This is a genomic window from Candidatus Krumholzibacteriota bacterium (assembly GCA_016931295.1).
Classification (GTDB): Bacteria; Krumholzibacteriota; Krumholzibacteriia; order Krumholzibacteriales; family Krumholzibacteriaceae; genus JAFGEZ01.
The window spans coordinates 77574-90764 of the sequence record JAFGEZ010000032.1 but is presented as its reverse complement, the minus strand read 5'-3'; the positions used below and the strand labels follow the sequence as shown (position 1 = coordinate 90764).

At 67.3% G+C, this 13191-nt stretch carries 13 protein-coding genes; 4 read left to right on the top strand and 9 right to left on the bottom strand.

The features are described 5' to 3' along the window. Positions 1–5: 5 nt before the first annotated feature. From JW876_08310 to JW876_08300, 3 genes are all read right to left on the bottom strand, one after another. Complete coding sequence (locus tag JW876_08310; GenBank protein MBN1885509.1) at positions 6–503, bottom strand: hypothetical protein; 498 nt, start codon at positions 501–503, stop codon at positions 6–8. A 315-nt stretch (positions 504–818) separates the two neighbouring features. After that, positions 819–1316 (bottom strand): hypothetical protein, encoded by a 498-nt coding sequence (locus JW876_08305; protein ID MBN1885508.1) that lies wholly within the window; start codon positions 1314–1316, stop codon positions 819–821. A 255-nt stretch (positions 1317–1571) separates the two neighbouring features. Then, a complete protein-coding gene (locus JW876_08300; protein ID MBN1885507.1) occupies positions 1572–2075 on the bottom strand; it encodes a DUF4268 domain-containing protein in 504 nt (167 codons plus the stop codon). A 7-nt stretch (positions 2076–2082) separates the two neighbouring features. On the opposite strand from JW876_08300, the gene JW876_08295 reads away from it, so the two are divergent. Further along, on the top strand, positions 2083–2391 hold the full coding sequence (locus JW876_08295; GenBank protein ID MBN1885506.1) for a hypothetical protein: 309 nt from the start codon (positions 2083–2085) through the stop codon (positions 2389–2391). A 109-nt stretch (positions 2392–2500) separates the two neighbouring features. Here JW876_08295 and JW876_08290 read toward each other — a convergent pair whose 3' ends face one another. The 5 genes from JW876_08290 to secD all read right to left on the bottom strand — a co-directional run bounded on the left by JW876_08290 (position 2501) and on the right by secD (position 7769). Continuing rightward, positions 2501–2995, bottom strand: coding sequence for a ferritin-like domain-containing protein (locus tag JW876_08290; protein MBN1885505.1), 495 nt, complete (start codon positions 2993–2995; stop codon positions 2501–2503). A gap of 69 nt (positions 2996–3064) precedes the next feature. Continuing rightward, complete coding sequence (locus JW876_08285) at positions 3065–4024, bottom strand: hypothetical protein (GenBank protein MBN1885504.1); 960 nt, start codon at positions 4022–4024, stop codon at positions 3065–3067. Positions 4025–4172: 148 nt separating this feature from the next. Then, positions 4173–4697 (bottom strand): DUF456 domain-containing protein, encoded by a 525-nt coding sequence (locus tag JW876_08280; protein MBN1885503.1) that lies wholly within the window; start codon positions 4695–4697, stop codon positions 4173–4175. A gap of 168 nt (positions 4698–4865) precedes the next feature. After that, positions 4866–6038, bottom strand: a complete 1173-nt coding sequence (gene secF / locus JW876_08275; GenBank protein MBN1885502.1) for a protein translocase subunit SecF — start codon at positions 6036–6038, stop codon at positions 4866–4868. Between the two features lie 24 nt (positions 6039–6062). After that, on the bottom strand, positions 6063–7769 hold the full coding sequence (gene secD / locus JW876_08270) for a protein translocase subunit SecD (GenBank protein MBN1885501.1): 1707 nt from the start codon (positions 7767–7769) through the stop codon (positions 6063–6065). A 403-nt stretch (positions 7770–8172) separates the two neighbouring features. Between secD and JW876_08265 the strand changes: the two genes are divergently transcribed. After that, a complete protein-coding gene (locus tag JW876_08265) occupies positions 8173–8463 on the top strand; it encodes a zinc ribbon domain-containing protein (GenBank protein ID MBN1885500.1) in 291 nt (96 codons plus the stop codon). Between the two features lie 11 nt (positions 8464–8474). Further along, positions 8475–9848: an alpha/beta fold hydrolase gene (locus JW876_08260; GenBank protein MBN1885499.1), complete on the top strand. Its 1374-nt coding sequence runs from the start codon at positions 8475–8477 to the stop codon at positions 9846–9848. Positions 9849–9931: 83 nt separating this feature from the next. On the opposite strand, the gene JW876_08255 is transcribed toward JW876_08260, so the two are convergent. Next, complete coding sequence (locus tag JW876_08255) at positions 9932–12406, bottom strand: PAS domain S-box protein (protein MBN1885498.1); 2475 nt, start codon at positions 12404–12406, stop codon at positions 9932–9934. A gap of 311 nt (positions 12407–12717) precedes the next feature. On the opposite strand from JW876_08255, the gene JW876_08250 reads away from it, so the two are divergent. Next, positions 12718–13161 (top strand): C_GCAxxG_C_C family protein, encoded by a 444-nt coding sequence (locus tag JW876_08250; GenBank protein ID MBN1885497.1) that lies wholly within the window; start codon positions 12718–12720, stop codon positions 13159–13161. Positions 13162–13191 lie beyond the last annotated feature (30 nt).

Here is a 13191-nt window from a genome sequence, read left to right as displayed (position 1 = left end):
GATTGTCACGAGGCGGTCTTGATCTCGGCGACGACCCACCGCGACCCCTCGAGCCTCAGCGTGACGTAGACCCTGTCGGTGAAGATCCTGCCGCTGCGGATGTCCTTCCAGCTCCGGGTGGCGATGCCGTACACGCGCCGGCCCGGCTTGTCGACGTTGTGGAACTTGACGAACTCGAACCCCACCTGCCGGTAGGACTTGAACATCTTCTTGAAGAGGTAGTAGACCTGCGACTGGCTGTAGAAGCCGTCCGTGCCGCCCGGCTCGGGGAGGCTGAGGTAGACGCGCTTCTCGCCGACGTGGCGGGCGAGGGCGTCCGCGTTCTCCGCGCGCCAGGCCGCCTCGAGCCCCCGGAAAACGGCCATCGGCGCGTTCGTCGCCTGCATCTTGGCCGGCGGCGCCGCCTTGGGCTTCCGGCGCACCTGCGCATCGGCGCTCCCGCCGGCGAGAAGCCCCGCGGCGAGGATGAGAAGGATGATCGTCAGTGTCCGCGGCGCGCCCATGGTGTGCCTCGTTTCGTGATGCGCCGAAAGGGACGGACTCCTCCGGCCGGCCGCCACGCGCGGCCGCCGCCCGAGCCCGACCCGTCGCCGTTCGCCCGTCGCCCGGCCGCGTTCTGCGCCGGGCGCCACTACCGTACACAGTGCAAGGCAAGGGGCGTGCCCCGGCCCGTCCGTTGATTTGTATGGAATTACGCGCGAAGGGCGGGGAGGTGAGTGTCCACTTTTGGAGAATTGCGTCCTCGAACGAGGACAGAAATGCGGCGGGGCCGCCCGCCGGACGGCCCCGTATCGATTGCCCGCGCATGGACGCGCCGGCTAGAACTCGTCGGTCTTCCCGGTGAACTGCTCCTCCATGAAGTCGGCCGTCTGCACGGCGAGCTCGAGGGCGTTCACGAGTGATTCCTTGTCGGCGTTGGCCGAGATGCGGACGACGAAGATCGCCTTGTCGCCCACGCGCCCCCAGGCGCCGAGCTTCTTCTTGAAGGCGTCCTCGAGCAGCGTGTTGGCCACGTCGACGGGGATGTTGTCCCCCTCGATCCGGTAGGCGAACGACCAGATCTCGCGGATCTCGAGGTTCCGGTACTCGTAGGTCTTCGACCGGATGTAGGCGAGCTGCGTGCGCTCGTTGCCGGTGTTGTAGACGACGCGGTAGTCCCCGTCGCTGTCGATCTCGTACTTGATGTCCTGCTCGCGCAGGATCGTCCCCACCCGGTCGTCGTACTTCGGCTCGTCGTCGCCGATCTGGGCGCAGATATCGCCCGCGAACAGCATGACGGCCACCGCGATCAACACCACGACGAATCCGTTCTTCACGGTCCGCTCCTTTCCCCTGCGGTCAGTGCAACCCGTTGCATGAAAGTCCCCGGAGCGGAGCATGGCACATTTTGTATGAGGAGTCAACAGCGGGGCGGGGGTACGATCGCCAGGAATCGCGGATAACACGGATTCGTTCGCCGCCGGGATCGCCGCTTTTTCTTCTTATTATACCTGGCTTCCGTAAAGGCGGTCCTTATTATACCTGCGCCCCTCGAAGTATAATAAGCCGCTCGCATTCACGAGCGAGAGGTATCACTGGGACAGGATCTTCTTGATCTTCGGCCCGAGGACCTTCCTGAATCCGAGCAGCCGCAGTATCGCCCATTCCCTGATGCTTGCCAGTTCCGATGCTGTCATCTCGATCGATCCCTCTGTATACACACCGATTCTCGATGCTCTTCTTGTATCCAACCGTTCCCATTCGAGGGCATCTCCCAGCTCCTGCTCGATCTCTTTCTGCTGAAGCTTAAGTGCATCCAGGAGCTCGACATTCTTCGAGCCGTCCTCGAAATCTGACCTGCCCCACTTTTTAGTACCACTCTGAGATGTTAGACTGCCTCCCGGCGCCCAGCCTAACAGCGGGAGCTGCGGACTTATCGGAGCGCTCTGGCACGGATGCAGCCCGACGACCGACACCGGTGATACCGACCGGACTCCGACAGCGAGCAGGCTGTACGACTGTTTCCCAAATCCTTTCAATCCCACCACGACGATCCGCTTCGATATCGCGCAGCCGGCCCAGACGAGCCTGCGGATCTACGATGTGGCCGGGCACCTCGTCAGAGTGCTTGTAGACGAACATCTTGTCACGGGCAGGTACGAGGAAGCATGGGACGGCAGAAACGACGCCGGACACAAGATCTCGAGCGGAGTATATTTTTACAGGCTTACCGCGGCAGAATACGAGCAGACGAAGAAGATGGTGCTTCTGAGATACCACTTCAAACGGATCGACATATTCAATCAAGCCTTCGGAGTGTCCCACGAAGGTCAGAGCTTCGAGCCATCTCCGACTCTCTGCCAGAGTGACCCTTCGCCGCTGCCGAAGGCAGCGGAGAAGCTATATATATAAAGGATTAATTATATATAGAACGGTCATTATCGGACGTCGCTGCCCCAGTCAGTTAATTACATAGCCTATATATTCATAGATGTGAAAACAATGAGATGTTTAATACATATTATTGTTTCAGAAACACCCCCAGGTCCTCCAGCAGGCTCTGCAGGTCCTCCTCGTGCTCGACCTCGTCCTGGAGGATCGAGGCGGCCATGTTGTAGGTCACCACGTCCTTGAGGCCGACCTCCTGGATCATCGCGTTGTAGACATCGATGGCGCACTGCTCGCCGGCGATGTTCTGCTCGAGGATCTTCCGCACGAACGGATCGTCCGGCGCCTCGTAGGCGCAGTTCGTCCACTCGAGCCACTTGTCGGGCGAGGTGAGCGGGGTGCCGCCGAGCTGGATGATCCTGGTCGTCACCATCTCGGCGTGGCGCAACTCGTCGGCGGCGTGCTGGAGGAGCTCGGCGATGACGGCGTCCTTCATCGGCCCCGCCACCACCTTGGCGCCGAGCCAGTACTGGTAGTGGGCCAGCCACTCGTCGGCGAAGGCCTTCTCGAGAAGCTCGAGCACCCGTTCGACGTCCATCCCCACGATCTCGATTCCCCTGGTTCCCATTACGGCTCCTTTCGGTGCATGGTCGTCACGTCGCAATACCTGCAATACTACACGGGAATGTGAGAATTGTCATCCCCGAGCCGGCCGCGTGCGGCGTCGGAGGAAGATCGCCCCGGCGGCGAGGGCCGCGGCGGCGAGGAGCGCCACGGCGTTCGGCGAGAGGACCGGCACCGGGCAAACGGGGATCACGTGCACCGCCGCCGCCCCCGTGTCGCGAGAGAGGCCGGTGGCCCGGTCCCAGGCGACGAGGGTCACCGTGTCGAAGTCGCAGACCTCCGAGACGCTCGCGTCGAGCACGGCATAGATCTTTTCGCACGCCCCGCCCGCCACCGCCACGCTCCCCGTCCGGGGGTAGCCGGGGTTCCAGGGGATGAGTCCCGCGCCAGAGAACTCGTAGTCGATGGTGTCGACCGGAGAGCACGGATCGCCGTTACAGATCGAGAAGGGGAGGAAGTTCGTCTCCTGGCCGTAGGCGGCGAGGAGCAGCGTGTCGTTCAGGACGTACACCCACGGGGGCGAGTCGGTCACCTCGAGGACGAGCGTGTCGGCCGACCAGTAGTATTTCCCCTCCCAGAGGTTCGGGTCCTCGCAGCCGGGCGTGTCGAGGCATGAGGGATCGCAGGCACCGCCACCGCAATAGGCCATGACGGCGACGATCGTGTCCCGGTCGCCGGTCGCCGCCCCGCAGGGGGCCGATATCGAGACGTACTGATGAAGGAAGTAGCCCGGCTCGAGGAGGATGCAGTCGCCGAGGGACGGGTCGCCCCCGATCGTCCAGTTGCCGGTATCGGTCACGTGGACGCAGAAGGTGTCCGCGTCGTCGCAGGAGGATAAGATGGCGAAGTTGCACGGGGCGAGGTAGAGGGTGATCGTTTCGCCGGGGGCGACGGTGCGGTCGGCCCCGAACCCCACATAGAAGGCGGGGTCCCCCTCGCGGCTGCACACCGCCCCGGCCGGCGCCGCGAGCGGGCCGGCGAGGAGGGCGAGCGCGAGCGCCGTCCGGATCGTTCCCCTCCATGCGGAATCCATGACCGCCTCGATCTCTCGTTTCGGGGTGCGGCAGTAGTATAGCACACTGTGCGGGGAATTTCACGGGGCGATCAGGGCGATCGGACCAAACGGGGCGATCGGGGCGATCAAAACGACGGGCGGCGGCAAGCGGCGAGCTGGGCGCCCCTCACCCCCAGCTCCGCCAGATGAAGATGCCGAGGACGACGAGCGAGAGGGCGAGCTTCACGAAGAAGGCGGCGAGCTTGCCGACGAAGGCGGCGAAGCCGGTCTTCATCGCCTCGTCCATCGAGTTGTAGTACGCGTACTCGAGGGCGACGGCGCCGAGGAAGGCGCCGGCGAGGGCGCCGAGCACCGTGCCCACGAAGGGCAGCGCCGCCGAGCCCACGATCGCCCCCACGAGCCCGCCGATGAAGGCGCCGAGCACCCCCCACTTCGAGGCCCCCTTCTTCGCCACGTAGACGACGCCGAGGAGCGATTCGACGATCTCGCCGACCGTGAGAAGCCCCGCCATCACGATGAGGAGCGGCCAGCCGACCGTCGAGAACCCCGTCGCGATGTCCCAGATGACGATCCCGGCGAAGGCGACCCACCCGCCGGGCACGCCGGCGAAGATCAGCACGTCCAGGGCGAAGAGCAGGAGATAGAAGAGGACGAGCCCCGTGTGCTGGAGGATCGAGAGGAAGATGTCCATGGCCTGTGGCCTCCGTTCGATCGCGGGCCGCCCCGCGGCCGGTCCGCCGGCCGGCGCGCCGCACGGCCGCGCGCGCCCCCCGGCGGCCGCGCCGGCGGGAGAGAAAAACGGGACGGAAGCCGTCGCCTCCGCCCCGTCATGGATTCCGTCACACCCGCCCCGAGGCGCCTACTTCTTCTGCTTCTTCAGGCGCCCGGCGATGCGGTTCTGCCACTCGATGAGCACCGGGCTTGCCACGAAGATCGACGAGTAGGTGCCGACCACCACGCCGATCAGGAGCGCGAAGGCGAAGTCGTGGATGACCTCCCCGCCCATGAAGAAGAGGAAGAGCACCACGATGAGCGTGGTGAGCGAGGTGATCACCGTCCTGCTCAGCGACTCGTTGATCGAGATGTTGATCATGTTCTCGTAGGATTCGCGGCGGCGGAGGCCGAAGTTCTCGCGGATCCGGTCGAAGACGACGATCGTATCGTTCAGCGAGTACCCCACGATCGTGAGGAAGGCGGCGACGACGACCATCGAGATCTCCTTGTCGAGCAGGGAGAAGATCCCGAGGGTGATGACGACGTCGTGGATCAGGGCGAGGATCGCGCCGATGGCGAACTTGAACTCGAACCGCCAGGTGATGTAGATCAGGATTCCGAACAAGGAGATGATGATCGCCGCCCAGGTGCGGTTCTGGAGCTCCTCGCCCACCTTCGGGCCCACCGTCTCGGTGCGCTCGAAGGAGACCTCCTGGCCGGGGAAGGCCGCCACGAGGGCCGCCTTGAGCTGCTCGGCCGCCTTCGCCTCGATCCCGAGGAAGGGCAGGCGGAAGGCGATGCGCGTCTCCGTCTCGGCCGCGGCGGTGATGATGCCCACGCCGGCCGCCTTGACGGCCGACTCGAGCCCGCCGAGCTCCGGCAGGGAGTCGGCCTCCACGATGACGAGGTTGCCTCCCTCGAAATGCTCCGAGGCGTCGGGGGCGAGCTCGCGCTCCTCGACGACGCGCCAGTTCAGCCCCGGGGCGACCGTCTCGAGCGCGTCCATGAGGTTCGCCGAGGCGCGCCCGGCCTCCTCGAGCTTCTCGATCGTGATGAGGTAGTCGTTCGGCCCGCCGAAGTTCTGGATGTGGCTCCCCTCGAACCCGGCCCGCTCGACGACGTCGCGCACCTCGCCGACCGGCACGGCCTCCTTGAAGCTCACCTGCACGAGCGTGCCGCCCATGAAGTCGATGCTGAGGTCGGGGCCGCCCTTGATCGCGAGCGAGACGAGCCCCGCCACGATCAGGACCCCCGAGATGATGAACGCCCGGTTCCGGAAGCTCGCGAAATTGATGTGCGTCTCGCCGAAGAACTTCATGTCAGCTCCTTGTATATGACCCCGTCAGATACTCAGCTTCTTCACGCGTCCGCTCCTCGTCCAGAGATCGAAGATCATGCGGCTGAAGACGAGTGCGGTGAACATCGACGCGATGATACCGATGCTGAGTGTCGTCGCGAACCCCTTGATCGCGCCCGTGCCGAACTGCCAGAGGACGACCGCCGTGATCAGGGTCGTCAGGTTGGCGTCGAGAATCGTGGTGAAGGCCCGGTCGTACCCGGCGTCGACCGCCGAGCGGATCGTCTTGGCCTTGCGCAACTCCTCGCGTATGCGCTCGAAGATGAGCACGTTCGCGTCGATCGCCATGCCGATCGTCAGGATGATCCCGGCGATCCCCGGCAGGGTCAGCGCCGCGCCCAGGTAGGCGAGCAGGCCGCAGAGGATGATCAGGTTGAACAGGAGCGCCAGCGACGCGATGCCGCCGGAGATCTTGTAGTAGACGAGCATGAAGAGCACGACGAGGACGAGGCCGAAGATGGCGGCCCGGACCCCCATGCGGATCGAGTCGGCGCCGAGGCTCGGGCCGACGGTGCGTTCCTCGACGACGTTCAGGTCCACCGGCAGGGCGCCGGCGCGCAGGATGATCGAGAGGTCGCGCGCCTCGGCATCGGTGAAGTTGCCCTCGATGTAGCCCTGTCCGTCGGGGATCTTGACCCGGATGATCGGGTAGGAGCGGATCTTGCCGTCGAGGATGATCGCCGTGAACCGCCCGGTGTTCTCGCCCGTGAAGCGGGAGAACTCGCGCGCGCCCCGGCGGTTGAACCGGAAGTTCACGATGAGCTGCGTCGGCGAGCTCGGGTTGGGGCTCGTCGAGGCGTTGACGAGGTTCTTGCCCGAGACGCCCTCCTCGGTGGAGACGAGGAAGAGGAACTTGCCGCGCCCGCCCTCGGGGATGTTGATCCATTCGTCGTACCAGATGAACCGGGAGTCGCCGGGAATCGCGTCGGCCGCCTCGGGGCTCGCCAGAAGCCGCCGGACGGCGGGGATGTCGCCCTCGGCCACGAGGAGCCAGTCGCGGTAGACGCTCGTGATGAGCGATGTGAACGGCTTGTCGCGGTCGACCGTCTGGAGCGGCACGTTCATCGACGGCGTCTCCACGGGCGATCCGGTGAGAAGCGTGTCGAGCGACGGGGCCGCGGCGACGTCGGCGACCGCGGCCGTGTCGGGCACGACGCCGATTTCGGTCTCGAGGTCGGCCGTCTCGACGAGCGAGTCCGCCGGGATGCCCCTGAGGATGCGGTCCATCTTGTTGAGGACGGCGGCCAGCTCCTGCTGCTGGCGGATCAGCCGCCACTCGAGCATCGCCGTCTGGCCGATGAGCCGCCGCGCGCGGTCGGGATCCTGGAGACCGGGCAGCTGGACGATGATCCGCTTCTGCCCCTCGCGCTGGACGATCGGCTCGGCGACGCCGAACTGGTCGACGCGGTTCACGATGATCTCTCGCGCCCGGTCGACGACGTCGATCTTCTCGCTGTCCTTGAGCTTGGAGTCGTCCACCTCGAGGGCGAGGTACATCCCGCCGCTCAGGTCGAGCCCGAGCTTGATCGCCTGCTTCATCAGCCGGTCGTAGCCCTCGACGTCCTCGACCGACCTGCGCGCACGCTCTTCCGGGCTCATCGTGGCGATCCGTATCGTCGGGATCAGGAAGTACAACGACCCGAGCAGCACCACCAGGGTGATGATCACCTTGAAACGCAGTCCTCTACTCACGCGGTTCCTCGCTTTTTTGATAACGCTCTGTCGTGCACGTTCCGCCCCGGAGCTGGCCGCCCGGGGCGTATGGTCCCCCGGCGCCGCGCCCCGTGACAATCTCTCCGGGCGGCGCGGGCGATTCGCCTCGCGTGTGCCTCTCGCGGGAGTCCGCCGAACGGCGGGCACACCTCTCCCTCGTAGAAACTGTAAAGTATAATGAATTTGCCCGTTCAGTCAATGAAAATACCTCGGCCCGGTTGAAGGAAGCCGCCCGGCGGGGGTTGCGTCCCCCGGGGCGGCGCGCTTGCCCGCGGCGCCGGCGGCCGCGCCGCCCGCACGGACCGCCGGATCCGCGCCGGCGCCGGCATCACCGCCCGGCGGCGCCTGAAATCCCTTTACTTCGTCGAATATTCACCCGAGGATGCCGGTATTCCACGGTGGAGACCACGCCGCGAGGGACGAACAGACGAAAGGGCTGACCGTGCAGACGAAAGGACAGGTCGTGAACGGACTCAAGTACACGTGTCCGAAATGCGGGAACACCGGCTACGACGTGGACGAGTTCCGCGCCACCGGCGGGTTCCTGACGAAGATCTTCGACATCCAGAGCAAGCGGTTCACCACGGTGAGCTGCTCGCGGTGCCGGTACACCGAGATCTACCGCGCCGACAGCTCCATGCTCGGCAACATCTTCGACTTCTTCACCGACTAGGAGGGGCACGGATGATCCGATCGCGCCTCGCCGCGGGGGCCCTCGTCGTCCTCGCCTTCTCCGCACTGCTTGCCGCCCTCCCGCCGGCCATCGGCCGGGGAGGCGCCCTCGCCGTCGAGACCGACGCCGTCCTCGAGACGGCGGCCGTCGCCTTCCTCGACCTCTTCTTCGCGGGCCGCTACGAGGAAGCCGGCGCGCGCTTCGACTCGACGATGACGGCGATGGCGCCGCCGGCGAAGCTCGCCGAAATCGGCGAGGCGCTCCGCGGCCAGCTCGGCGAGTTCCTCGAGCGGGGCGCCGCGCGCACCGAGCGCGGCGACGAATGGACGGCCGTCTTCGTCCGCTGCCGCTTCGAGGCGGCCGCGGTGGAGATGAAGGTCGTCTTCGACGCCGCCTCCAGGATCGCCGGCTTCTTCGTCGTGCCGGCCCAGGCGCACCACGCGTGGACCTGCCCCGCCTACGCCGACACCCTCCGCTTCACCGAACGCGAGGTGACCGTGGGCGCGCCCGGCTGGCCGCTTCCCGGCACGCTGACGGTGCCGGCGGGGCCGGGACCGCATCCGGCCGTCCTCCTCGTCCACGGCTCGGGTCCGAACGACCGCGACGAGACGGTGGGTCACAACCGGCCCTTCCGCGATCTCGCCTGGGGGCTCGCCTCGCGGGGCGTGGCCGTCCTCCGGTACGAGAAGCGCACGCGCGCCCACGCGGCGCGCGTGGCGGAAATGCTCGATTCGCTGACCGTCCGCGAGGAGACCGTCGACGACGCCGTCGCGGCCCTCGCCTCGCTCCGGGCGGAGAAGGAAATCGACACGGCGCGCGTCTTTCTCCTCGGGCACAGCCTCGGCGGCACCCTCGCGCCCCGGATCGCCGCGCGCGACGGAAAGGTAACCGGGATCGTCGTGATGGCGGGGGCGGCCCGCCCGCTCGAGGACCTCATCCTCGACCAGATGACGTGGATCCTCGCCTTCGACGGCGAGACGAGCGAGGCCGACAGGCGCAAGCTCGAGGCGCTCCGGCGTCGGGTGGCCCGCGTCAAGGACCCATCCCTCTCCGCCGACACGCCCCCCGACTCGCTCCCCTTCGGCGTCCATGCCGCCTACTGGCTCGACCTGCGCGGGTACGGCGCGCCCGCGGAGGCGGCCCGGCTCGACCTGCCGATCCTCGTGTTGCAGGGCGACCGCGACTACCAGGTGACCGGGCGGGATGCCGCCCGGTGGGAAGCGGCCCTCGCCGGGCATCCCCTCGCGGCGTTCCGCGGCTTTCCCGGGCTCAATCACCTCTTCATCGCGGGGGAGGGGCCATCGGCGCCGGTGGAGTACGAGACGCCCGGGCACGTCGACGAGGCGGTCATCGAGGAGATCGTCCGCTGGATGGGAATGCGCTGACCGGGCAGGCTCCCGGGGGTCCGTGGCTCCGGGCCGCACGGCCCGGCGGCCCCGGCCGGTGGATCCCGCCGCACGCCGGGACGTCAGCCGGCGTCCGCGGCCGGCGGCGGCCCGCCGATCGCCTCGGCGACGGCCCGCGAGAGGTCGGCGAGGACGTAGGGCTTCTGCACGAACCCGGCCGCGCCGCCTTCGAGGAGCGCCTGGACCCGCCCGTCGATCCCGTATCCGGAGGAGAGCAGGACCGGGGGCGGTTCCTCCATCCCCTTCAGGGCCCGGATGACGGCCTCCCCGTCCATCTCCGGCATCACGAGATCGAGAAGGACGAGATCTATCCCTCCCGGCCGGCCGCGCACCGCGTCGAGGGCCGCCTCGCCGCCGTCGGCCGGGATCGCCTCGTAGCCGAGGTGCTCGATCATCCTGGCCGCCGCCCGCAAAACGACCGCCTCGTCGTCGACGACGAGCACGCGCCCCGTCCCACGCAGGATCTCCTCCTCGGCCTTCTCCGGCTCGCCCGACTCCGCCTCCTCGCGCAGCGGAAAGAAGAGGCGCACCGTCGTGCCCTCGCCGGGCGCGCTCTCCACGGCGATCCCGCCTTCGTGGTTCTTCACGATGCCGTAGACCATCGCGAGCCCCATCCCCGTCTTGCCCTCCGGGCCGCGCGTGGTGAAGAAGGGATCGAAGATCCGCTCGCGCACCTCGGGGGTCATCCCCTCGCCGTCGTCCGAGACGGCGAGGACGAGATGGCGGCCCGTCGAGAGATCGGGATCGGGGGCCACCTCCCCGGCCGCGACGTCGACGACGGAGGTCGAGACGACGAGGCGCCCTCCGCCGGGCATCGCGTCGCGCGCGTTGAGGGCGAGGTTGACGATCACCTGCTCGATCTGCCCGGCATCCCCCGTGATGCAGTGGGGGTCGGCCTCGAGGCGCCGCTCCACGACGATCCGCTTGTCGATCGAGTGCTCGATGATCTGGAGGGCCGAGTAGACGAGCTCGTGCGTGTCGACGCGATCGTCGCGGTACTTGCCGAGGCGCGCGAAGCCGAGGAGCTGGCCGGTGAGCTGCGCGGCGCGCCGCGCGGCCCCCTCGATCACCTCGGCCGCCTGCCCGACCTCCTCGTCGTCTCCCCGGAGTTCCCGGAGCAGCTCGGCATAGCCGAGGATCCCGGTGAGCATGTTGTTGAAATCGTGGGCGATCCCGCCGGCGAGCGTGCCGATCGCATCCATCTTCTGCATCTGGAGGAGCTGCTCCTCCATCACACGTCGCGCGGTGATGTCGCGGGCGATCACCTCGACGCCTCGCGGCTCGTTCCCGTCGAGGATGAGGGAGATGAAGATCTCGAATGAGGCGCGCCGGCCGCCGCGGACCGTCGTCTCGATCTCGAAGGGTTCGATGCACCCGCCCGCCGTCGTCGACACGAACCGCTCCTCGAGAAGATCGTACTGGTCCCTGATGAAGGGAAGCTCGCGGAAGTTCCGCCCGATCGTCTCTTTTCGCGACTCGCCGACCATGGCGAAGGCGGCGTCGTTGGCCTCGAGGACCGTCCCGTCGATCGAAAGGAGGATGATCCCGAGCGGGGAGGTCTCGAAGAGTGTGCGGAATCGCAGCTCGCTCGCCTGCAGCGCCGCCCCGGTCCGCCGGTGCCCGGCGATCTCGGCGGTGAGCTCCGCGTTGCGGATGGTGAGTTCGGCCGTCCGCCGCCGCACCTGCATGCGGAGGAAGAGCGTCACGACGATGAGAACGAGGACGACTGCTGCCAGCACGCGCATCAGCGGCAGCAGCCACCGCGGCATGCCCCCGGGGGGCTCGAACCCGAAATGCCGGTGGACGGCGCGGACGAACACCGACTTCTCGTAGGACTTCATCGCGTCCATGTGCTTCTCGATCTGCTCGAGGAGCACCCTGTCCCCGCCCCGTCTGAACGCGAAGGAGCGCCAGACCGCCCCGCCGATCGCCCGCCCCCCCTCGAGCCCGTAACCGTTGCCGTGCCGCTCGCCGAAGAACTTGCCCGCGAGGGCCGCGTCGACCTCGCCGCGTCGGACGGCCGCGAAGGCTTCGTGCCCATCGCCGTAGGGAACGAGCTCGCACTCGATACCGAGCCGGTCGATCTCCCTCCGCAGGAACGGCACGGCCCAGTGGCCGCGCATGACGGCCACGCGGCGGCCGTCCAGCTCCATCAGCGATTCGAGGAGCTTCGTGTCCTTCACATAGATCCGCGCCCGCTCGCGAGCGAGGAATTCCGAGGGTGCGTCGTACCGTGCCGCGAGCGAATCGCCCCACGCCGGGCCGACGACGAAATCGATCTCTCCGCGATCGAGCCGGGCGAAACACGTGTCGAGGGACCCGATGACGTACTCGAGCTTCCATCCCTCTTTTTCGGCGATGTAGTCGAGGACGTCGACGTAGACGCCCGATACCGAACCGTCCTTGCCGATCGTGACGATCGGCTCGCAGGGATAGACGCCGGCGCGGACCGTCACGTTCGCCGGCGAGACATCGTCCGCCGGCAGACAGAGAAACATGACGGCGCACAGACAACCGATCGCTCGCGTAACCGGCATCGGCACTCGTTTCGTTGCGCGTCGGACCGGCTGATCGGGCATGCCGCCGCGCCGGTCTCACGCGGATTCGAACAGGCGTATTACATTATGTAAATTATTTTGAGAGTCCATGTCAACCGTTGACGCGATCCGCCCTGGACGGGGACCGCTCCGCCGGCGTCGATCTCGTATCCCGAGGAGAAAAGCGCCGGCGCCGCGTCCGCGCAACAATCGGTTCCGGCGGCGACGGCATGCGTGTACAATGACCCCCGGGCAAGCCGGCGGCCGGACCGCCCGGCGAACGACACCCGGCGACGACAGGGAGGACACCGATGACGAGAGCGGAACGCGCAGTTGCGGCCTTCTCCGGCGGCGACTGCTGTTCGGAGGCGGTCTTCACCGCCTTCGCCCCCGAATGCGGCCTCGACGAGGAAACGGCCCGGCGGATCGCGACCGGCTTCTGCGGCGGCGTGGGCCGCCTCGGCGAGGTCTGCGGGGCGTTCAGCGGTGCGTGCATGGCGATCGGCCTCGCCCGGGGACGCTCGGCGGCGGGCGACGAGGAGGCGAAGGAGGAGACGCGCCGCCTCGTGCGCGCATTCGCCGACGCCTTCCGGGAGCGCCACGGCGCCCTGCGCTGCCGTGACCTGCTGGGGCACGACATCGGCGATCCGGCAGGGTACGACCGCATCGTCGGCGAGGGGCTCTTCGAGACGACGTGCCCCGCGCTTGTCGCAGGCGCCGTCGACATCGTCGAGACGCTGCTCGGCATGGCGTGACGATGGGCCGGGCAGGCGCCGCGGAGGTCC

Bases quoted from the DNA above. Each gene is read 5' to 3' on its own strand.
- JW876_08310 (MBN1885509.1), bottom strand. From the start codon at position 503: ATGGGCGCGCCGCGGACACTGACGATCATCCTTCTCATCCTCGCCGCG.
- JW876_08290 (MBN1885505.1), bottom strand. From the start codon at position 2,995: ATGGGAACCAGGGGAATCGAGATCGTGGGGATGGACGTCGAACGGGTG.
- JW876_08285 (MBN1885504.1), bottom strand. From the start codon at position 4,024: ATGGATTCCGCATGGAGGGGAACGATCCGGACGGCGCTCGCGCTCGCC.
- JW876_08280 (MBN1885503.1), bottom strand. From the start codon at position 4,697: ATGGACATCTTCCTCTCGATCCTCCAGCACACGGGGCTCGTCCTCTTC.
- secF (MBN1885502.1), bottom strand. From the start codon at position 6,038: ATGAAGTTCTTCGGCGAGACGCACATCAATTTCGCGAGCTTCCGGAAC.
- JW876_08265 (MBN1885500.1), top strand. From the start codon at position 8,173: ATGCCGGTATTCCACGGTGGAGACCACGCCGCGAGGGACGAACAGACG.
- JW876_08260 (MBN1885499.1), top strand. From the start codon at position 8,475: ATGATCCGATCGCGCCTCGCCGCGGGGGCCCTCGTCGTCCTCGCCTTC.
- JW876_08255 (MBN1885498.1), bottom strand. From the start codon at position 12,406: ATGCCGGTTACGCGAGCGATCGGTTGTCTGTGCGCCGTCATGTTTCTC.
- JW876_08250 (MBN1885497.1), top strand. From the start codon at position 12,718: ATGACGAGAGCGGAACGCGCAGTTGCGGCCTTCTCCGGCGGCGACTGC.